The sequence below is a fragment of the Rothia sp. HMSC061C12 genome (assembly GCF_001815755.1).
GTDB classification, from domain to species: domain Bacteria; phylum Actinomycetota; class Actinomycetes; order Actinomycetales; family Micrococcaceae; genus Rothia; species Rothia mucilaginosa.
This window is the reverse complement of sequence record NZ_KV821867.1, coordinates 279,606-300,973: the sequence shown is the minus strand read 5'-3', so window position 1 is coordinate 300,973 and position 21,368 is coordinate 279,606. Positions and strand designations below refer to the sequence as shown.

Here is a 21,368-nt window from a genome sequence, read left to right as displayed (position 1 = left end):
GTAGGGGCGGTGACCGCGCCGGAACCGTGAGACAGAACAATCAGACGGAACCGTGAGACAGAACCGGCGGGGGAACTAAAACGGGGTTCGGAGCGCACCGCAGATTAAGCGGATAGCGGGAGCGACCCCCATTCAGCCTAGCCATTGTATCGGGTCGGGGGTGGTATCCCCTAGAATTGATACGACCATTGTTGGCGGTGCACTCATCGAGCACCGCCATCGTCTCGAGAGGAAGGAAACGCATGAGCCACTACGATACTCTCGGCGTATCGAAAGACGCCAGCCCTGAAGAGATCAAGAAGGCGTACCGAAAGAAGGCACGCCAGCTGCACCCCGACGTGAACCCCTCCGAGGACGCAGCCGAAGAGTTCAAGCGCGTCACCCTCGCCTACGAGGTGCTCTCCGACCCCGAAAAGCGCCGCAACTATGACACCACCGGCGACGAACAGGGCCGCGCAGGCTACCCCGGAGGCGGCGGCTACCCGGGCGGCGGATTCAGCGGCTTCGGCGGTTTCGAGGACCTGCTGAACATGTTCACCGGCGGCGCGGCAGGTGCCCGCGGCCCCGCATCCCGCATGCGTCAGGGCCAGGACGACCTGATTACCGTCTCCATCAGCCTGCAGGACGCCGTGTTCGGTGTTGAGAAGACCATTGAGCGTCGCTCCGCCGTGACCTGTAAGTCCTGTAATGGTGAAGGCACCGCAGAGGGCACTCAGCCCGAAACCTGCACCACCTGCTCCGGTCACGGTTTCATGCAGCGCCGCGTGCAGTCCATCCTCGGTACCGTCATGCAGCAGGTTGAATGCCCCGACTGCCACGGCTACGGCACCGTCATCAAGACCCCCTGCCCTGAATGTCACGGTCAGGGCCGCGTACGTGAAGACGTGCCGCTGACCTTCAACGTTCCCGCCGGCGTGCACGACCAGGCGCGTATCCGCCTGCGCGGCAAGGGCGAAGCTGGCCTGTACGGTGGCCCCAACGGCGACCTGTACATTGACCTGAACGTCAAGCGCGACAAGTACTTCAGCCGCGAGGGCGACAACCTGGTCACCACCGTGAATATCCCCATGGTCGCGGCGGCACTGGGCACCACCATCCCGCTGAATACCTTCGACGGCGACCAGGAAGTTGCAATCCCCGCAGGCACTCAGAGCGGTGACGTGATCACCCTCAACGGCCTGGGCGCAACCGTGCTCGGCACCGAGCGTCGCGGCGACCTGCTGGTGCGTATCCAGGTGGTCACCCCCACCGACATGACCGAAGAACAGCGTGAACTGCTGCGCCAGTTCGCCGCCCTGCGCGGTGAATCCCTCACCGAAGGTTCGCAGGTCAAGCACCGCGGCGGTCTCTTCTCCCGCCTGAAGGACCAGTTCAAGTAGGATTCCTACACCAAGCTGAGGATGCGGCGGGTGCGGTACTCAACCCGCACCCGCCGCTTTCCTGTCAGCACTGCTGTCAGCACAGCACTGCACGAGCCCGCGCTAAACTGCGCACCTATTTCACACGCCACCCGCACACTACCCACGCTTTCAAACCGCACCTCAAGGAGAACCATGAGCGCCCCCATCTTCTACATCAGCACGGAAGAATACGACGCACTCACCCCCGGCGCCACCTGCGCGCTCGGTGGCTCCGAAGGCAAGCACGCCCTCGTCAAGCGCCTTGAGCTCGGCGAACGCATCGACCTGGGCGACGGCACCGGCCGCCGTGCACTCGGTACGGTTGCCTCCATCAATGCGGACGGCGTGAGCGTGCAGGTGCAGGAGCTACGCGAGGAACGCAGCGTGCCCTCCATCTACCTGGTGCAGGCGCTCGCGAAGGACGGCCGCGACCTGCTCGCCATCGAAACCGCCACCGAGCTGGGCGTGTACGGTGTGCTTCCGTGGAGCGCGGACCGCTCCATCGTGCGTTGGAAGGGGGAGCGCGCCTCCAAGGCACACACCAAGTGGCAGAACACCGTCACCGCCGCGGCGAAGCAGTCGCGCCGCGCGCTCATTCCCGAAGTGTACGACCTGTACAGCACCGCCGACCTGGTGGAACTCATTGAAGAAGTTGCCGGCTCTGAGCAGTCCGCCGCCGTGTTCATTCTGCATGAGCAGGCGACCGAACGCCTCAGCGCCCTGGCACGCAAGCTTGTAGAGGCAGAGAACCTGCCCGAAGAAATCTACCTGCTCGTCGGCCCCGAAGGCGGCATCAGCGACCGCGAAGTGCAGCTCTTCACCGACGCCGGCGCGCAGCTGGCACTACTCGGTGACGAGGTGCTGCGTTCCTCCACCGCTGGTTCTGCCGCCATGTGCACCCTGAACGTGGTGCTGGGCCGCTGGTAGAGCGCCCGCGTTAGCACCCAGCTGACAGAACCTAACCGGTGCGTGGTGCATCACGCGCATCTATACTTGTAAATACATCACTAGCCAAGGAGCCCATATGACTACCTCCCGACCTCTCTCGACCGCGCGCACCGTATCTTTCAAGAGCGCCGCAGAAATGATTGCCGTGCTCGGCCCGCAGGACGCGCACCTGGCAATTATCGAGGACTACTTCGAGCAGATTAGCCTGCGCCCCAAGGACCTGGACGTGCTCATCACCGGCCCCTCCGAGGCCGTCAACACCGCCGCAAAGCTGCTGAACGAGCTGCGCGTACTCTCCAGCCACGACACGCAGATTACCGTGCAGGTCATTCACCGCCTCATGGGCATGCTCGGCGACGAACTGAGTAACCCGGCGCACTCGCTGTCCACCAGCATCCTCTCCACCCGCGGCACCACGATTCGCCCCAAGACCATTAACCAGAAGAAGTACGTGGATGCTATCGACGCGAACACCGTCATCTTCGGCATCGGCCCGGCGGGTACCGGTAAGACCTACCTCGCCATGGCGAAGGCTGTGCAGGCGCTGCAGAGCCACGAAGTGAACCGCATTATCCTCACCCGCCCCGCCGTGGAGGCTGGCGAGCGTCTGGGCTTCCTGCCCGGCACCCTCAACGAGAAGATCGACCCGTACCTGCGCCCGCTCTACGACGCGCTGCACGACATGCTCGAGCCCGAAACCATCCCCAAGCTCATGGAGGCGGGCACCATCGAGGTCGCACCGCTGGCGTACATGCGCGGCCGCACCCTCAACGACGCATTCATCATCCTCGACGAGGCGCAGAACACCACCGCCGAGCAGATGAAGATGTTCCTGACCCGCCTGGGCTTCGGCTCGAAGATGGTCATTACCGGTGACATCACCCAGATTGACCTGCCCGGTGGCGCGGCCTCCGGCCTGAAGCAGGTGCGCAACATTCTGCAGGGTGTGGAGGATATTCACTTCAGCATCCTGGAATCCTCTGACGTGGTTCGCCACACCCTGGTGTCGAACATTGTGTCCGCCTACGACCAGTGGGGCGAAGACCAGAAGGCAATGGAACGCAAGCGCAACCGCAAGGTCAAGCGCGCCACCATCGAGGCCGCAGCCGAGAAGTTGCTGGACCGCGCCGGCATCAACGGCGGCTCCGAAAAGAACGCCGAGAACAACTCCGACAACGCACAGACCACCCCGGAAGGACGCTAAACGGTGGCAGAGATCGAATTCGACTGTGAAGAACCCGCAACCGGTGCCGACCCGGCAACCGACGCCTTCATCCGCGAATCTTTCGAAGCGGTAGACACCGAGGTGCTCACCCGCCTCGTCGAGCACGCCTTCAAACGCATGCACCTTGCCGATGACACCTACCTGTCCATCGCCATTGTGAACGAAGACGAAATGGAACGCGTGCACATCGAATGGATGGACCTGCCCGGCGCAACCGACGTGATGAGCTTCCCCATGGACGAGCTGGAACCGGGGACCCCCGAAAACCCCTCCAGCGGCATGCTCGGCGACATCATCCTCTGCCCGCCCGTCGCCGCACGTCAGGGCGCAGACGCGGGTCACAGCACCCTGGACGAGCTGTGCCTGCTCACCACCCACGGCATTCTGCACTGCCTCGGCTACGACCACGGCACCGCCGAAGAGGAAGCTGAAATGTTCGGCATTCAGCGGTCCATCCTCGAAGAGTTCCTGGGCCGCCCGGCACCGGTCGAAACCCGACACTAGGGGAGCGGCGTGGACATTCTACTCACAGCCCTCCTCGCCGTTCTCGCGCTCTGCCTGACCGTGGTCGCGGCAATCGCCGAAACCGCGTTCACCTACCTGCCGCACAACGAGGCTGAGGAAGCAGTGGAGGCACACCCGGACACCCTCGGTGCGCGCGTCCTGCAGCGCACCCTCGACGGTGACTCCGAAGCGTACACGCACCCGCTACGCCTGACCCGCCTCATTGCCGCCGCCGCCGCGGTGCTCGCCACCATGACCTGCCTGCTGAACCTGGTCGAGGTGCACGCGCTCGCCGTCGTGCTGACCCTCGTGATTGTTGCGCTGGTGGGCTACCCGATTCTGCACGTGCTGGCGCGTGCTCTGGGTCGTAACCGCCCGGTCACGTCGATTCGTGTGCTGGCTCGCCCGGTGCACTACCTGTCGGTTCTGCTGAGCCCGGCGACCGGTCTGCTCGATAAGCTCAGTGTGCGCCTGGCGCCGGAACGTTCGGCTGAGGCCCCGGTGGGCGTGTTCGATGAGGAGGAGCTGCGCGAGTTCCTGGACCGCGCCTCCGACGCTGAAACCATTGAGGACGACGAGGCGCAGATGGTACAGTCCGTCTTTGAGATGGACGATACCCGCATCCGTTCGCTTATGGTTCCGCGTACCGACATGCTCACCGTCAGCCGTGACACCCCTCTGCGTGAGGCACTGAGCCTGTTCCTGCGTTCGGGTTATTCGCGTATGCCGGTGATTGGTGATTCGAGCGATGAGATTCTGGGCGTGCTCTACCTGAAGGACGCGATGCGCGCCTTCATCCTGCACGGTGAGGCTCCCGAGGGTACCGCCCTGCCGACCGTGGTTGAGCTGATGCGCCCGGCTCGTTTTGAGCCCGAGTCGAAGCGCGCCATGGACCTGCTGCGTGAGATGCAGCGCGAGTCCACGCACGTGGCGATCATTGTTGATGAGTACGGCGGCACCGCCGGTCTGATTACCCTTGAGGACCTGATTGAGGAGCTGGTCGGTGACATTTCTGATGAGTACGACCGTGAGCGCCCCGAGTACACGCTGAATGACGACGGCACGTTCCGTCTCTCTGCCCGTCTGGGTATTGATGAGCTGGGCGAAATTTTCGGTCGTGAACTCGACGATGAAGATGTTGATACGGTGGGCGGTCTGCTCGCTAAGCATCTGGGTATGGTGCCGATTGTCGGTTCTGAGATTGAGATTGACGGCATTCATATTCGTGCGATTGGTTCGTCGGGCCGCCGCCACCAGGTCGATATGTTGCAGGCGTGGTATGAGCCGCCTCGTGATGAGCAGCAGAACGCTGAAGGTTCCACGGCGTCTAATTCCCCGGCCTCTAATTCCCCGAAGTCTGAGGTTGCTGACATCCTCACCGTGGATACCGACCCGCCCGCTGTAGCTGAGCCGCACGCGCATCCGGATCTTCCGGGAGATACTGCAGAGGCTGAACCTGCCACCGATAAGCACAGCAACCGCTAGATATCGAATATAGACGCCGCATTTTCTAACACGCTTTGAGCCCGCCGCCGCCCCGAAGGCGCAGGCAGATGAGGCTGGCACCCCATACACCCCGCACGGGGTTTGACAAGGAGAAACACAATGGACCAGGAGTACACCCCGCTCGATTTGAGCACTCTGGACTTGAGCACCCCGCTGCCGACCTACCCGGCGGACTTCCGTTCGGGCTTCGCGTCGCTGGTGGGCCGCCCGAATGCGGGTAAGTCTACTTTGACGAACGCTATGGTCGGTCAGAAGGTGGCTATCACCTCGAACCGTCCGCAGACGACCCGCCACACGATCCGCGGTATTGTGCACAAGGACGAGTACCAGCTGATTCTGGTGGACACCCCGGGTATTCACCGCCCCCGCACTCTGCTGGGTGAGCGTCTGAACGACCTGGTGGCAAGCACCCTCTCGCAGGTGGATGTGCTGGGCTTCTGCATTCCGGCGAATGAGAAGATTGGTCCGGGTGACCGTTACATTGCGTCGCAGCTGGTGGCGTCGAGCAATAAGCCGGTGGTTGCTATTGTGACGAAGGCTGACACTGTGAGCTCTGAGGAGCTGCGTGAGCAGCTGCTGGCTGTTGAGGCGCTCGGCGAGGAGGTCATGAGCGCTGAGCGTGCGGCTCGTGCTAAGCGTGCCGCGCATCGTGCGAAGCAGAAGGGTAAGGGCCCCAAGGGTAAGGACGGCAAGAATGATGCTGTGCCTTTCGCGAAAGGTTCGGGTCCTGCGGCTAAGCGCCGTGCCGGTGAGGTTGCTGAGCCGATGCCGGTTGACGGTAAGGGCGGCTGGGCTGCGATTATCCCGGTGTCTGCTGTGAAGCATTTCCAGGTGGATGCGGTTGCTGACCTGCTGGCGCAGTACACTCCGCTGTCGCCGCCGCTGTACCCGGACGGTGAGCTGACCGATGAGCCGGAGGCAACCCTCATCGCGGAGCTGGTGCGTGAGGCTGCCCTGGAGGGTGCGCGTGAGGAGCTGCCCCACTCGATTGCTGTGACGGTTGAGGAGATGGAGTTCCGTGAGGGCCGCCCGGAGGATAACCCGCTGCTGGATGTGCACGTGAACCTGTTTGTGGAGCGTGAGTCGCAGAAGTACATCATTATCGGTAAGGGCGGCTCGAACCTGCGCAAGATTGGTACGAAGGCTCGTGAGCAGATTGAGGCGATGCTCGGTACCCGCATTTACCTGAATATTCATGTGAAGGTTGCGAAGGAATGGCAGTCTGACGCGCGTGCGTTGAATCGCCTGGGATTCTAGTAGTTTTCCTACTCATTCGGCGCTCATAGGGAAGAGTGCTACTCTGAGAAAGCACTTGCTCACCGGCAGAAAGAGAAAAGGTATGCCCCAGGCACCTCGTTTACGAAGCACCGGTCGTCATATGCGCACGACGGTGATGACTTCAAACCGCAATAAGTGGATTGCTCTGCTTACTGCTTGCATGCTCGTCATTGTTGTTGGCTTTGGTGGCGTGTTGGCTCTGCGTATGCGCAATAATCTGCATACTCAGGAGCTGAACATCAGCAATTACAAGGACGGCCTGGAGAACGGCGCCTTGGACATTCTCGTGATTGGTTCCGATACCCGTAAGGGCAATAACGGCGCGTACGGTAATGAGGATGACCGCAATTCTGAGGCTCGCGCGGACGTGATGATGCTTCTGCAGATCAGCAAGGACCGCAAGAACGTGAGCGTGCTGTCGTTCCCGCGTGACTTGATGGTTGATGTGCCGCAGTGTACTGACCCTGAGAGCGGCACCGTGTACCCGGCTGAGGAGAACGTTCAGATTAACGAGTCTCTGTCTCGCGGTGGTGCCGGTTGTACTGTGGCGACCATTAGCAAGCTGACCGGCGTGAATATTGACCACTTTATGCTGGTGGACTTTAACGCTGTGAAGGAGCTGTCGAAGGTTGTTGGCGGCGTTCAGGTGTGTGTGGATGCTCCGATTGATGACGAGTACAGTGGCTTGAAGCTTCCTGCCGGTACTTCTTCGGTTGAGGGTGAGCAGGCTCTTGCGTTCTTGCGTAGCCGCCACGGCTTCTCGGATGGTTCCGATATTGGTCGTATTCAGGCTCAGCAGGGCTTCTTGTCTTCGCTGCTACGTAAGGTGAAGAGCGAGGGTACTCTGTCGAATCCGGGCCGTCTGATTAATATTGCTGAGGCGATTACTCAGAACGTGACGGTGGATAAGAACCTGGGCAATATCAGCACTCTGGTGGGTGTTGGTGCGGCTCTCGGCGGCGTGGACCTGTCGAATGTTGTTTTTGCGACGGTGCCGACTGAGCCGTGGAGCCAGGATGAGAACCGCCTGCAGGTTTCTGCGGATGCTGCGAATGTGTTCCAGCGTCTGCGTGATGATAAGTCGCTGAAGGAGGAGAAGGCTCCGGAGGCGCCGGCTACTGCTGCCGCTCCGGTTCAGCTCGATCGTACGGTTCCGGTGAACGTGTACAACGCGACCGGTCTGGATGGCCGCTCGGCTACGATCGCTTCGGTGATTGAGGGCCTGGGCTACACGAATGTTACTCCGGGTACCTCCGCTAGCCCGACGAACTTCACCACGGTGTTCTACTCGACCGGTTACGAGGCGGAAGCGAAGGAAATCGCCGCGAAGCTGAACGTAACCCGCGTGGTGGCTACTGAAGAGGTTCTGGGCGTGTCGGTGACGATTGGTACTGACTTCCCGTCCGGTGAGGCGATGGAGAAGCAGGAGGCTGCGATTGCGGGTAACGCGACCGGTCAGACTGCTGATCAGCACAAGTGCCAGACTGCTTTCGCCTACTAGGTTGTAGCTAGTAGAACATAGCGCAGATACGTGAATAGCGAACAGAAGGGGCGTAGCGCCAGAAATGGTGGCTGCGCCCCTTTGTCGTTGATTCTTTCCAGATGATGGACGGCTTCCCGGGTGCCCTGCCACCGCCTCCGACCCCTGTGATAGCGTGGAGGCATGACTATTGACGGTGAGAGCAAGCGCGGGGTTACCCGCCAGGCAGTGAACCTGCTGCTTATTCGCCGGAACGGGGCACGCTAGAATCTGCCGCAACCGTTCCGGCTTTTTGACGCGGCATCTCACCTTCGCATCCTTTCTGATGCACCGCCTTGACCACGGCTGCCGGGGACCGATACCCGGCACGGTACGAGCCCCACATTTGGGGTAGAGCGAGACGGACCAACCAACAGGAAATTCATCATGAAAAACCACCAGAAGCCCAGCCCCATGCCGGTACACAAGTACCGCCCTTTCCGCGAGCAGATTGTTGTTGACCTGCCGGACCGCACTTGGCCGGATAAGGTCATTGAGAAGGCTCCGCGCTGGTGCGCAGTGGATCTGCGTGACGGCAACCAGGCGCTGATTGACCCCATGGACACCGACCGTAAGCTTGCGATGTTCAAGCTGCTGGTGAAGATGGGTTACAAGGAAATTGAGGTTGGTTTCCCTTCGGCGTCGCAGACTGACTTTGATTTTGTGCGCACTCTCGTTGAGGACGGCCACATTCCTTCGGATGTGACCATTCAGGTTCTGGTGCAGGCGCGTGAGCACCTGATTGCCCGCACTTTTGAGGCGATTGAGGGCGCACCGCAGGCGATTGTGCACTTCTACAACTCGACCTCCGTTCTGCAGCGTCGCGTGGTGTTCAACCAGGATCAGGAGGGCGTGCTGGATATCGCCCTGCAGGGTGCGCGCCTGTGCCGCAAGTACGAAGAGCAGATGATCTCTGACACTAAGGTCATCTACGAGTACTCGCCTGAGTCCTTCACCGGTACTGAGCTGGAGTACGCGGCTCGCGTGGTGAACGCTGTGGCTGAGGAGCTGGAGGTCGGTCAGAACGGCCGCGAGCTGATTGTGAACCTGCCCGCTACCGTTGAGATGGCTACCCCGAACGTGTACGCCGACTCTGTCGAGTGGATGCACCGCAACCTGAACCACCGCGAGCACATTGTACTGTCGCTGCACCCGCACAATGACCGCGGTACCGGCGTGGCTGCTGCTGAGCTGGGTTACCTGGCGGGCGCTGACCGTATTGAGGGTTGCCTCTTCGGTAATGGCGAGCGCACCGGTAACGTTGACCTGGTGACGTTGGGTCTGAACATGTACACCCAGGGTGTGGATCCGCAGATTGATTTCTCTGATATTGACGGTATCCGTAAGACTGTTGAATACTGCAACCAGCTGAAGGTGCACGAGCGTTCGCCGTATGGTGGCGATCTGGTGTTCACCGCGTTCTCTGGTTCTCACCAGGACGCTATTAAGAAGGGCTTTGAGGCTCTGGAGCGTACTGCTGCTGAGGCGGGTAAGACCGTGGATGAGGTGTACTGGGAGGTTCCGTACCTGCCGATTGATCCTCGCGATCTGGGTCGTACCTATGAGGCGATTATTCGTGTGAACTCGCAGTCCGGTAAGGGCGGTATGGCGTACCTGCTGAAGCAGGATCACGGTCTGGATCTGCCGCGTCGTGCTCAGGTTGAGTTCTCAAAGATTGTTCAGGCTCGTACTGACGCTGAGGGCGGCGAGATGACCAGCCAGAAGCTGTGGAACATCTTCGCGGATGAGTACCTGCCCGCTCCGGATCCGCAGAACCGTTGGGGTAAGTACCGTATTGAGTCGATTAACATTGATTCGGCTGATACTGGTGCAACTACTCTGCGTGTTGGTCTGAACATTGATGGCCACACGTACACTCGTTCGGCTTCGGGTACCGGTCCGGTGGATGCTCTGCAGAACATCCTTTCGGGCGAGGGCGTGGATATTCGCGTGATGGATTACTCGGAGCACACCATGTCGTCTTCGTCGACTGCTAACGCGGCGTGCTACGTTGAGGCTGCTGTTGGTTCTCGCGTGCTGTGGGGTATTGGCGTGGACAGCTCGACGACTCGTGCGGCGTTGAAGGCGATGATTTCGGCTGTGAACCGTGCGCTGCGTGATGAGCGTCAGGCGTAGGCGATGACCGTTTATGCTTTGTGCGGGGTCTGCGGGTGACCGTTAACCGCGCATGAAGCGGGGGCGGGACGCATACTGGGAGTATGTATCCCGCCCCTTAGGCGTTTAATGTGCGCAGGCATTGTGTGCGTTGGTGGGCTGTGGGGCGAATAATCTGCGGAGAGGAACTCTCATGAAAAGCTACGCGATGGTGTTTAGCCCCGTTGATGCGGCGGGCACCGATTCTTCTGTTCGTGCCTGGAATTATGAGCTGCGCGGTGGTGATGATACTGCTCTGCCTGCAGGTTCCACCGAGGTGTGGGAGGCTGGCTGGGTGGGTTCGACTGGTCCCGGTATTGAGCAGGATCAGTGGCCGCGCAGTACGTTTACTGGTTTGCCAATGCAGCATATTTTTACGGTGAGGTTGCCGGGGGAGTACCTGCCGGATGCGCAGAAGTATCCGGGCGTTGTGGCGTTCTCTTTCTTCGCTGGTGATGGCCAGTTCGCTGGGGATGAGGCGACTGAGGGTGTTGCTAATGCTGCTAGTGATGACCCGTTTGAGGTGCAGTATGCGCAGGCGCGGGTGCATCCGTACCAGTTGTTGTTGCGCGATATTTTGGATGCCGAGTTTGCGGTGCTGTACCTGAGTGAGGAGGAGTTCTCGTCCCGTACGGAGGCCCCGCAGGATGTGCGCCGGCCCGGTGAGCATCGTGGTGAGGAGGAGAGCTTCAGCGCCTGGGCTTTGGCGGATCGTCAGCAGCCGCTGGCTCGTAAGCCTGCTCTGCTGGGGTGGGTTCCGACGGATGACCCGAATGCCGGTAAGGTCCCCAGTGATGTGTTTGAGAATGTTGACCCGCAGACTGGTTATTTGAGTCCTTTCGATTGGGATGCTGAGGATTCTGCGTGGTTTGAGTGGGCGAAGCCGCTGATTGCGGTGGGTACTCACCTGGGTGGCACTCATTTTTATGCGCAGGCTCTGCCGGAGGGGCTGACGGCTCGTTATATTGAGTTCGATGAGTTTGATGTGCTGAATTTTGGGTGCGGTAGCGCTGTTTTTGATTTTGAGACGGGTGTTTTCGACTGGTCGTGCGGCTAGTACGCTTGCGCCGTTGACGCACCTTCGACGCGCCGGAGAGCGCGCATTTGAGGTGTTTGCGCGGTCTCTTTGAGCCGTAGATGAACCGTTGATGAGCCGTGGATAAGCCCCGGTTGCACCGCGGTGTACCTCCTGAAACGGCACCCTGAGCGTTTCACAGTGTGGACGGGGCGGTTTGCGGAGGTTCCACATCACCTTCGGCGAACCGCCCCCGGGCGGGTGCGCCTCCTGTATCCTTGAATGCGTGGAATGGATTCAAGCAATTATTTTGGGCTTTGTTCAGGGCCTGACCGAATTTCTGCCGATTTCGTCATCGGCGCATCTGAACATTGTTGGCCAGATCCTGCCGGAGAAGGCTGACCCGGGCGCCGCGTTTACCGCAATCACCCAGCTGGGTACTGAGACCGCGGTCTTGATTTTTTTCTGGCGCGATATTGTGCGCATTGTGAAGGCGTGGTTTGGCGCTCTTACCGGTCGTGTACCGCGCAATGACCCGGATGCCCGCATGGGTTGGCTGATTATTATTGGCTCCCTGCCCATCGGCGTTCTGGGCCTGCTGCTGGAAGACTATATTGACACGCAGTTCCGCAGCCTGTGGATTGTGGCGACCATGCTGATTGTGTTTGCTGTGTTCCTGGGTCTTGCGGACCGTTTTGGCCGCGAGCAGCGTGAGCTGAAGGACCTGACGTTCCGTCACGGCCTGCTGTACGGTTGCGCACAGGCGCTGGCACTGATCCCGGGTGTTTCCCGTTCGGGCGGTACGATTACTGCGGGTCTGTTCATGGGGTACACCCGTGAGGCTGCGGCACGTTACTCGTTCCTGCTGGCCATGCCTGCCGTGTTCATGTCTGGCCTGTACAAGACCTTCAAGGTGGTCACCGGCGAGGAAGCTACCGGCTACTACGGTATCCCCTCGACTATCGTGGCTACTCTGGTTGCGTTTGTGGTGGGTTACCTGATGATTGGCTGGTTCCTGAAGTACGTGTCGTCGAAGTCGTACGGCATTTTCATCTGGTACCGCATTGCGCTCGGTATCCTGATTTTCGTTGGTCTGGGCACTGGCGTTCTGAACGCTACTTCTTCGGCGTTCTAAGGCTTTAGCCCTCAGCGTGATATGACATACCCGTCCGTGAGTTTCTCACGGGCGGGTATTCTTATTGGAGTAGATTTTTTGGCACCCGCATGCCTTGAGGTTGGGCGGCGGGTGTGGCGCGTCCACCGGTTGTGGGCGTTTTTACGGAAAGGAAACCCATGCGAGCTTGGGATGCCCCCGCCTCTGTGACTCTGCCCGGTCAGGCTGCGTTGCCGCGTATTTTTGATACCGCGGCTGGTGAGATTGTTCAGGTTCAGGAGGATAAGGCGGCGAGCCTGTACGTTTGCGGTATCACCCCGTACGACGCGACGCATATGGGTCACGCCTCCACCTATGTTGCTTTTGACTTGCTGCACCGCGCCTGGCTGGATGCGGGCGTGCCGGTCACCTACGTGCAGAACGTGACCGATGTGGACGACCCGCTGCTGGAGCGTGCGACCGCGACGAATGTTGATTGGCGTGAGCTGGCTGAGGATCAGACGGAGCTGTTCCGCACCGATATGAAGGCGCTGAACGTGATTCCGCCGGCGCACTATGTGGGTGTGGTGGAGTCCATTGAGTGGCTGTTCCCGCTGATTGAGGATTTGCTGCGCCGCGGCCTGGCGTACCGCGTGCCCGGCTACACTGACGAGCAGGGTGTGGTGCATCCTGACGGTGACGTGTACCTGGATTTGAAGGCTGTGCGTGAGCTGCCCGCGAACGCTGAGGGCTACTCGTGGGCGCCGGGCGAGGTTTGCCACTTGAGCCGTGATGAGATGCTGGAGATTTTCGCTGAGCGCGGCGGCGACCCGAACCGTGCCGGTAAGCGTGACGCACTGGATCCGCTGCTGTGGCGTGTTGAGCGTGAGGGCGAGCCGAGCTGGGATGCCGGCGAGCTGGGCGCGGGCCGCCCGGGCTGGCATATTGAGTGCACGATGATTGCCCGCCGTTTTGTGGATGGTTCGCTGACCGTTCAGGCTGGTGGTAACGACCTGACCTTCCCGCACCACGACCTGGGTGCTGGCCATTCGTGGGCTGTGTCTGCGCGCCCGCACGCTAAGCATTACGCACACACTGGCATGGTCGGTTTGGACGGCCACAAGATGAGCAAGTCCCGCGGCAACCTGGTGCTGGTTTCGCGTCTGCGTGCAGCCGGTGAGGATGCGAACGCGGTGCGTCTGGCGATTATGGGTCAGCATTACCGTTCGGATTGGTTCTGGACTGATGAGCTGCTGGAGCACGCGAAGGCTCGCCTGGATACGTACCGTCATGCGGTGTCGATGGCTGAGGGCCGTGAGGGCGCAAGCGATGAGGCGGCTGTTGAGCTGCTGGCTGCTGTGCGTGAGGCACTCGGCGAGGACTTGAACGCACCGGCTGCTCTGGCGGCTGTGGATGCGTGGGCTGTGAAGGCTCTGGCGGACACCACCGTCGGCGGTGGCGCGCTGGTGCGTGACATCCTGGCGGCACGCCTGGGCGTGGTCCTCTAAGATGGCTGCATCTGTCATGGAGGAGCTGTACGCTCTTCGCCCGTATGACCGTGAGACGGTCGATGCGCTTGCCGCAGAGATGTTAGCTGAGGTACGCGCGTACGAGGCGCAGAAGGAAGCGTAGGGCTTCTGAGAGCAATATAAGCCCAACAAGGGGGTGGGTGATCCTGGAATACTCCAGGGTCACCCACCCCCTTGCGTTTAACCGGTTGTAGAACCCGATGACTGGTTATCACGCCCGCGGGGTAATGCGCCACAGCCGATTTGCAGACTCCGCTAAAATAGAAAAGGACTTTTTCCGTCCAGAGTTCGCCGCAAAGCGCGAACAGCACAGACTGACCCAAACCCGAGGAGAATCACCCCGTGAGCAGCGGCACCCACACCCCCACCGGCGCAATCAACCGCCGCGGCCCCTTCCGCCCCGGCGAGCGCGTCCAAATCACTGACGAACGCGGCCGCATCACCACCATCACCCTCGCCGAAGGCGGCGAATACCACTCCCACAAGGGCTTCCTCAAGCATGACGACCTCATCGGCGCACCCGAAGGCACCGTCATCCCCAACACTCACGGCATCCTCTACCAGGCGCTGCGCCCCCTCTACAAGGACTTCGTGCTCTCCATGCCGCGCGGCGCAGCCGTCGTCTACCCCAAGGACGCCGCCCAGATCATCGTCAAGGCAGACATCTTCCCCGGCGCACGCGTCGTCGAGGCCGGCGTTGGCTCCGGTGCACTGTCCATCGCGCTGCTGCGTGCAGTCGGCGACTACGGTTGCGTGCACTCCTTCGAACGTCGTGAAGAGTTCGCAGACGTCGCCCGCGGCAACATTGAAACCATGTTCGGTGGCCCGCACCCGGCGTGGAAGCTGAGCATCGGCGACCTGCAGGACACCCTGCCGCAGGTCGAAGAGCCCGGCAGCGTCGACCGCGTCGTACTCGACATGCTCGCACCCTGGGAATGCCTGGACGCTGTAGCGGAGGCGCTCGCACCCGGCGGCGTGCTCATCTGCTACGTTGCGACCGTGACCCAGATGTCCCGCCTGGTTGAGGGCATGCGCCTGGATGGCCGCTTCACCGAACCCGAATGCGACGAAACCATTGTGCGCGGCTGGCATGTGGAGGGCCTGGCGGTCCGCCCCGACCACCGCATGGTGGCGCACACCGCGTTCCTGGTGGTTGCCCGTCGCCTCGCTGACGGTGCGGTACGCCTGGCGCCGAAGCGTCGCGCATCCAAGACTGACTTCTCTGAAGAGGATATGAACGCGTGGATTCCCATGAACGTGGGTGAGCGTGAGGTGACCGACAAAAAGATTCGCCGCGCAGCCCGCGATGCGAAGAACCTTGCCGCTCACGCCGCACGCGCGAACGAGATTGCGCTGGAACAGAACGGTACCGCGCAGAACAACGGCGCAGCAGCTGAGGCGACTGAGTCTGCTGAATAATTTGAACCATCTTTGACCTGCGGGGGCACGGGCGTTGCCTGGAGCCCCCGCAGTGCACTCACCAGGCTACTCGCTGTGCCCGATACCCACCCAGTACCCGCACCGAGTAGCCGCCGATCAGGACGAACAGCTAAAGGAGCTACCGTGTCCACCCACGAATCTGCAGATCAGGCAGGAACCCCCCAGTACGGCACCGCCCACAGTGCAGCCAGCGCGGCACCGCACTACTCGGCTGCTTTCGGGTCGACCTCCCTGCCCGGCAGTCAGCCCGTCAGCGCGCAGGAGTATGACGCCGTGCTGCGTCGACTCTCCGCGGCGGAGGCAACCCGCGACAATATGAGCCGACAGATTCGTGGTGCGGGGGAGAAGAACCGCAAGCTCGTTGAGGCAATCACCAGCATGCGCTACCAGGTGGAGCGTCTGCGCGCGTCCCTGTCGCAGAACGTTATGCCGCCGCTGAATTCGGCGATTGTGCTGGCGGTGCATGAGGGTCAGACCATGACCTACGAGCAGGTTGCCGACGATAAGACTCCCGCCGAGATTGACGCCTACCTGGATGTTCAGGTGAGCGGCCGCATGATGCGTATTCCGGTGTCCCCGCTGATTGACCTGTCCACCCTCACCCCCGGCATGACCGTGCTGCTCAACGACAAGTCCGAGGCGGTGCTCGCCCTGGACACCGAACCTTTCGGTGACGTGGTGACCGTGCGCGAGGTGCTGGATGAGCAGCGCGTGCTGGTTGATACGTCCTCGGGTGCTCAGCAGGTGGCGCGCGTGGCTGGTTCCCTCGACATTGAGCAGCTGCGCACCGGTGACGCGGTCACCCTTGACACGCGCACCCGCATGCTGACCTCGCAGGTTCCCGCCTCCCGCTCGCAGGAGCTGGTTCTGGAAGAGATCCCGGACGTCACCTACGAGCAGATTGGTGGCCTGGGCGCGCAGATCGAGCAGATTCGCGACGCGGTGGAGCTGCCGTACCTGCACCCCGAGATTTTTGAGCGCTACCACCTGGCGCCGCCCAAGGGCATTCTGCTGTACGGTCCTCCCGGTAACGGTAAGACCATGATTGCTAAGGCTGTGGCGAACTCCCTGGCGGCTCGTGCGGCTGCGCTGAACCCGGGTTCGGCTACTCGCGGCTACTTCTTGAACATTAAGGGCCCCGAGCTGCTGGATAAGTTCGTTGGTGAGACCGAACGTCAGATTCGCGATATTTTCGTTGCCGCCCGTGAGAAGGCGGAGGCGGGCCACCCGGTCGTCGTGTTCTTCGACGAGATGGAGTCGCTGTTCCGTATGCGCGGTTCGGGTCGTTCCTCCGATATTGAGACGACCATCGTGCCGCAGCTGCTTGCTGAAATTGACGGTGTGGAGTCGCTGCAGAACGTCATCGTTATTGGCGCGACCAACCGTGAAGACCTGATTGATGCCGCCGTGATGCGCCCGGGCCGACTCGACCTGAAAATCCGCATTAACCGCCCGGACGCCGCCGGTGCGGCAGAGATTTTCGGCCTGTACCTGACCGAGGACCTGCCCCTGGACGCTGCGGAGGTGGCAGCCGCCGGCTCGACCCGCGCCGCCCTGACCGCGATGATTGCGGCGGCGGCAGGTCAGCTGTACGCGCGCACCCCCTCCACGGCGTACGCTGTGGCGACCGTGGATTCTTCCATGGTCGTTGGTTCTGGTGCGAGCGCGAACCTGTCCACTCACACGCTGTACCGCGGCGATTTCGCTTCGGGCGCGGTGATTCGCAATATTGTGGACCGCGCGAAGAAGGCCGCGATTAAGGAGCAGCTGCAGGCGCTGACCGCCGGTGCGGACGCCTCGAGCGTGGGTATTGGCACCCGCCACCTGCTGGAGGCGGTACGCGCCGAGTTTGAGGATCAGGTGGACTTGCCGCCGCTGCCCGATATTGAGGATGCGCTCACCGTTGCCGGTGTGCGTGGCCGCTTGGTGTCGGTTGAGCCGCCGCGCTAAGCCGCGCGCCCAGCCCACACCTCGCGCTTATCCCGCATAAACTCAGTATTACCGCAGGTCCAGAGCCTTTAGATGGTATAGATTTTTCAGGAGAACCCCATGAACTCCACCCCCAGCTACGGCGTGCACCGCATTATGGGTGCAGAAACCGAGTACGGCGTCATCGCGCCCTCCGCGCCGGGCACCAACCCGACTGTGCTGTCCGCACTGGTGGTCAACACCTACGCCAAGCTTGCCTTCCGCCGCGGCGCCGCCTTCCGCGAGCAGCTGCAGCGCCGCGCCCTGGCGGATGAGCTGACCGCCGAGCAGGCACGCCAGGCAGAGAACTACTCAACCGCCACCCCCGAGGGTCAGTGGCTGGGTGAATCCGAGTCGCCGCTACGTGACGCGTTCGGCCAGGTTCAGGACGCCTCCACCGCCCACTCGAGCCAGATGACGCACACCCGCTCCGAACTGACCAGCGAAGATATCGCCCTGGAAATTATGCGTGAGGCGGGCGTGCAGGCACCGGGTGAGCCCGCCGAGCCGCGTAGCGCCCTGGATGCGCTCGCCGGTGTACACGGGCGCGGTGGTTTCCCGGAGCGTCTGGATTGGGACCGCGTGACCATGAACGCGATTCTGCCCAATGGTGCGCGCCTGTATGTGGATCACGCGCATCCGGAGTATTCCTCGCCGGAGGTTCTGACCCCCGCCGATGCGGTGCTCTATGACGCTGCCGGTGACGCGCTGGCGTACGAGTCGCTGGTGGAGCTGGGCAACCACGCGCAGGATTTGCCGCAGGTGAAGCTGTACAAGAACAACACCGACTCGAAGGGTCAGTCCTACGGCGCCCACGAGAACTACCTAATCAGCCGTGATGTTCCGTTTGAGCAGGTTGCGGATGCGCTCCTGCCGTTCTTTGCGACCCGCGCAATTTTCACGGGCGCGGGCCGTGTGGGTATTGGTACGCACGGTGAGGTTCCGGGCTTCCAGATTAGTTCGCGTGCTGATTTCTTTGAGCGCACGATTGGCCTGGAGACCACGATTCGCCGCCCGATTGTGAACACGCGCGATGAGCCGCACGCGGACGAGTCGAAGTACCGCCGCCTGCACGTGATTCCGGCGGATGCGAACCTCTCACACTACTCGAACCTGTTGAAGTTCGGTACGGCGGCGCTGGTGATGAACCTGATTGAGTCGCACAGCGAGCAGCACCCGGTGCTACCGGGTGTGCGCCTGTCCGACCCGGTGGCGGCGATGCACGCGGTCAGCCACGACCTGTCGCTGTCGGTTCAGCTGCCGCTGGCGCCGTCTTCGGCGACCCTGCCGAACCCGGTGTCCACGAGCGGTTCGGCGAGCGCCCTGCAGATTCAGCGCGCCTACTACGAGGCGTCCCGCGCGCACGAGGAGTCGAACCCGGCGGGTGTGGATGCTGCGACCGCGCAGATCCTTGATTTGTGGGGCGAGGTTCTGGACGCCCTGGAAACCAACCCGCTCTCGCTGGCGGATCGTTTGGATTGGGTGGCGAAGTATGCGCTGGTGCGCGGTTATGTCGCTCAGGGCGTAGATTATGCGAATCCGAAGTTGAAGGCTTTGGATTTGCAGTACGCTGATATTGACCCGTCGAAGAGCCTGTATCACCGTCTGGTGGCGCGTGGCCGTATGCGCACGCTGTTCTCTGCGGAGCAGATTAAGCGTGCGACGACCGAGCCGCCGCGTGAGACTCGTGCGTTTTTGCGTGGCACTCTGATGGCGCGTTGGCCGGAGGAGATTCTGGGTATTAACTGGGATACGGTCTCGTGCCGCGGCAGGTATTCGAAGGATCTGACTCGTTTTACGATGATGGAGCCGACCCGCTACGGTGCCGCCCAGGTGGAGCCGCTGCTGGATGAGGTAAACCATTCGGATGCGTTGCTGAACCGCCTGCGCTAGCAGCACACCCCCTAAACCCACATAAACTCACATTCTTCCCCGGGGCGAATACCCCCATTCGGAAGAGTAAAAACCACATAACCCACAGGCGGGGTGCAGTAAGGTCCGGGTACCAAAACCCTTATACCCCGCACCCAACCCCACTAAAAACTTATTTGTCCACAACCGAAAACCCCTTGAGGAGAGAACCATGAGCCGCGAACGCATCAGCGCACAGCAGACCGAAACCACCGCAGCCGAGCAGGAGCAGGAACTGACCCTCGCCGCCTCCCACGTTGTCTCTGACGTGAGCGAGGTCGACGACCTGCTCGACGAAATTGACGGCCTGCTCGCTGAGAACGCTGAAGACTTCGTCACCGGCTTCGTCCAGAAGGGCGGCGAGTAACCGGCGCACCTGCGCGCCGGGTCAGCATCATGGAACACCGTATTTTCGGCATTGAAAGCGAATTCGGGCTCAGCTACGTCCCGCACGGGCTCGGTCGGCTGAGCATCGAAGAGTCCGCCGCCGCCCTTTTCAAGCCCGTCCTGGATCAGTGGCGTTCAACGAACGTCTTCCTGCCCAACGGCGGTAGGCTCTACCTTGACGTGGGTTCGCACCCCGAGTACGCCTCCGCCGAATGCGGCAGCATTGATGAACTACTCGCGCAGGAACGCGCCGGTGAGCTGCTTTTCGCTGATCTGGCGCGTACCGCCCGCAAGCGCCTGCTCGCAGGCGCGGAGGGCCGCCCCCTCGACGGTGAACTGTACCTGTTCAAGAACAACGTGGATTCGGCGGGCAACTCCTACGGCAGCCACGAGAACTACCTGATCAGCCGCAAATTGCAGTTCAACGACCTGATTAAGCAGCTCGTGCCGTTCCTGGTGACCCGCCAGATTCTGGTTGGTGCCGGTAAGACCCACCCGAACGGTGGCCCGGTGCCCGGTTCGACCGACCCGGCGTCCTGCACGGGTGTGCCCTCGTATTCGTTCTCGCAGCGTGCCGACCATATTTGGGAGGCGGCATCCACCTCAACCTCGCGCGCTCGCCCGCTCATTAACACCCGCGACGAGCCGCACGCGGACGCTTCGAAGTTCCGCCGCATGCACGTCATTAATGGTGATTCGAACATGGCGGAGCCGACGACCCTGCTGAAGATTGCCAGCACCGACCTGGTGCTGCGCATGCTGGAGGACCGCTTCCCGGTCACGAGCCTGGATATTGTGTCTGTTCCGGCGGCTCTGCGCGCTATCAGCCACGATTTGACCGGCACTGCAACCTTCGAAACCACGGACGGTAAGCACTACACGGCGTTGAGCGTTCAGCGTCACTACCTGGATGCGGCACGCCAGTACGTGCAGCAGTACGGCGCGCACCACCACCACGTGGAATACGCCCTGGACCTGTGGCAACGCACCCTGGACGCTATCGAGTCCGGCGACTACAGCAGCATTGACACGGAGATTGACTGGGCGATTAAGAAGAAGCTTCTGGATGCGTATATTGCCCGCGCCCGCGCGGCTGGTCAGCCTGCCGATTATGCGAGCGCCCGCATCCGTCAGCTGGATTTGGCGTACCACGACATCGACCCGGAGCGTAGCGTCTTCCATGCGCTGGTTCGTCGCGGTGCGGTCAAGCGCATCCTGCCTGAGGGTGCTGCGGAGGCGGCGAAGACTCAGCCGCCGAACACTCGCGCTCTGCAGCGTTCGCGTTTCATTAATGCGGCGGTTGCGGCGGGGGAGCAGTTCACCGTGGATTGGGTGCATTTGAAGCTCAACGCATACCCGCAGCACACGCTGGTGTGTAAGGACCCGTTTGCTACCGGCAGCGAGGAGCTGGAGGACGTGCTGAGCCTGCTGGCGTCTAAGGCGCGTCAGCATCAGGAGGCGGCATTCCCGCCGCCCTGCTAAAACCCCAGC

The 21,368-nt window shown here is 61.5% G+C and carries 17 protein-coding genes; all 17 read left to right on the top strand.

The window, feature by feature from the left end; all coding sequences use genetic code 11:
- Positions 1-242 precede the first annotated feature (242 nt).
- The 17 genes from dnaJ to pafA all read left to right on the top strand — a co-directional run bounded on the left by dnaJ (position 243) and on the right by pafA (position 21,359).
- Complete coding sequence (dnaJ, locus tag HMPREF3055_RS05690; protein ID WP_049349589.1) at positions 243-1,379, top strand: molecular chaperone DnaJ; 1,137 nt, start codon at positions 243-245, stop codon at positions 1,377-1,379.
- A gap of 174 nt (positions 1,380-1,553) precedes the next feature.
- A complete protein-coding gene (locus HMPREF3055_RS05685; RefSeq protein WP_049327204.1) occupies positions 1,554-2,327 on the top strand; it encodes a 16S rRNA (uracil(1498)-N(3))-methyltransferase in 774 nt (257 codons plus the stop codon).
- Positions 2,328-2,424: 97 nt separating this feature from the next.
- Positions 2,425-3,552, top strand: a complete 1,128-nt coding sequence (locus HMPREF3055_RS05680) for a PhoH family protein (protein ID WP_070738451.1) — start codon at positions 2,425-2,427, stop codon at positions 3,550-3,552.
- Positions 3,553-3,555: 3 nt separating this feature from the next.
- Positions 3,556-4,077, top strand: a complete 522-nt coding sequence (gene ybeY, locus HMPREF3055_RS05675; RefSeq protein ID WP_005505992.1) for an rRNA maturation RNase YbeY — start codon at positions 3,556-3,558, stop codon at positions 4,075-4,077.
- Between the two features lie 9 nt (positions 4,078-4,086).
- Entirely contained in the window at positions 4,087-5,562 is a 1,476-nt protein-coding gene (locus HMPREF3055_RS05670; protein WP_070738450.1) for a hemolysin family protein, read from the top strand.
- A gap of 120 nt (positions 5,563-5,682) precedes the next feature.
- Positions 5,683-6,840, top strand: coding sequence for a GTPase Era (locus HMPREF3055_RS05665; protein ID WP_210399378.1), 1,158 nt, complete (start codon positions 5,683-5,685; stop codon positions 6,838-6,840).
- 82 nt (positions 6,841-6,922) lie between these two features.
- Positions 6,923-8,362 (top strand): LCP family protein, encoded by a 1,440-nt coding sequence (locus HMPREF3055_RS05660; RefSeq protein WP_070738448.1) that lies wholly within the window; start codon positions 6,923-6,925, stop codon positions 8,360-8,362.
- 405 nt (positions 8,363-8,767) lie between these two features.
- On the top strand, positions 8,768-10,516 hold the full coding sequence (gene leuA / locus HMPREF3055_RS05655) for a 2-isopropylmalate synthase (protein ID WP_070738446.1): 1,749 nt from the start codon (positions 8,768-8,770) through the stop codon (positions 10,514-10,516).
- 172 nt (positions 10,517-10,688) lie between these two features.
- On the top strand, positions 10,689-11,591 hold the full coding sequence (locus tag HMPREF3055_RS05650; RefSeq protein ID WP_070738444.1) for a hypothetical protein: 903 nt from the start codon (positions 10,689-10,691) through the stop codon (positions 11,589-11,591).
- Positions 11,592-11,835: 244 nt separating this feature from the next.
- Positions 11,836-12,684 (top strand): undecaprenyl-diphosphate phosphatase, encoded by an 849-nt coding sequence (locus HMPREF3055_RS05645; RefSeq protein ID WP_044145830.1) that lies wholly within the window; start codon positions 11,836-11,838, stop codon positions 12,682-12,684.
- Between the two features lie 158 nt (positions 12,685-12,842).
- Complete coding sequence (mshC, locus tag HMPREF3055_RS05640; RefSeq protein ID WP_070738442.1) at positions 12,843-14,150, top strand: cysteine--1-D-myo-inosityl 2-amino-2-deoxy-alpha-D-glucopyranoside ligase; 1,308 nt, start codon at positions 12,843-12,845, stop codon at positions 14,148-14,150.
- A 1-nt stretch (position 14,151) separates the two neighbouring features.
- Complete coding sequence (locus tag HMPREF3055_RS09490; protein ID WP_256387802.1) at positions 14,152-14,274, top strand: hypothetical protein; 123 nt, start codon at positions 14,152-14,154, stop codon at positions 14,272-14,274.
- A 239-nt stretch (positions 14,275-14,513) separates the two neighbouring features.
- Positions 14,514-15,590, top strand: a complete 1,077-nt coding sequence (locus HMPREF3055_RS05635; protein ID WP_070738440.1) for a tRNA (adenine-N1)-methyltransferase — start codon at positions 14,514-14,516, stop codon at positions 15,588-15,590.
- Positions 15,591-15,734: 144 nt separating this feature from the next.
- Complete coding sequence (gene arc / locus HMPREF3055_RS05630; RefSeq protein ID WP_070738438.1) at positions 15,735-17,561, top strand: proteasome ATPase; 1,827 nt, start codon at positions 15,735-15,737, stop codon at positions 17,559-17,561.
- 99 nt (positions 17,562-17,660) lie between these two features.
- On the top strand, positions 17,661-19,472 hold the full coding sequence (gene dop, locus HMPREF3055_RS05625) for a depupylase/deamidase Dop (protein ID WP_070738436.1): 1,812 nt from the start codon (positions 17,661-17,663) through the stop codon (positions 19,470-19,472).
- A 190-nt stretch (positions 19,473-19,662) separates the two neighbouring features.
- On the top strand, positions 19,663-19,857 hold the full coding sequence (locus tag HMPREF3055_RS05620; RefSeq protein ID WP_005506016.1) for a ubiquitin-like protein Pup: 195 nt from the start codon (positions 19,663-19,665) through the stop codon (positions 19,855-19,857).
- A 29-nt stretch (positions 19,858-19,886) separates the two neighbouring features.
- Positions 19,887-21,359 carry a Pup--protein ligase gene (gene pafA, locus HMPREF3055_RS05615; RefSeq protein WP_070738434.1) on the top strand — a complete coding sequence of 491 codons (1,473 nt, stop codon included), beginning with the start codon at positions 19,887-19,889 and terminating at the stop codon, positions 21,357-21,359.
- Positions 21,360-21,368: the final 9 nt, after the last annotated feature.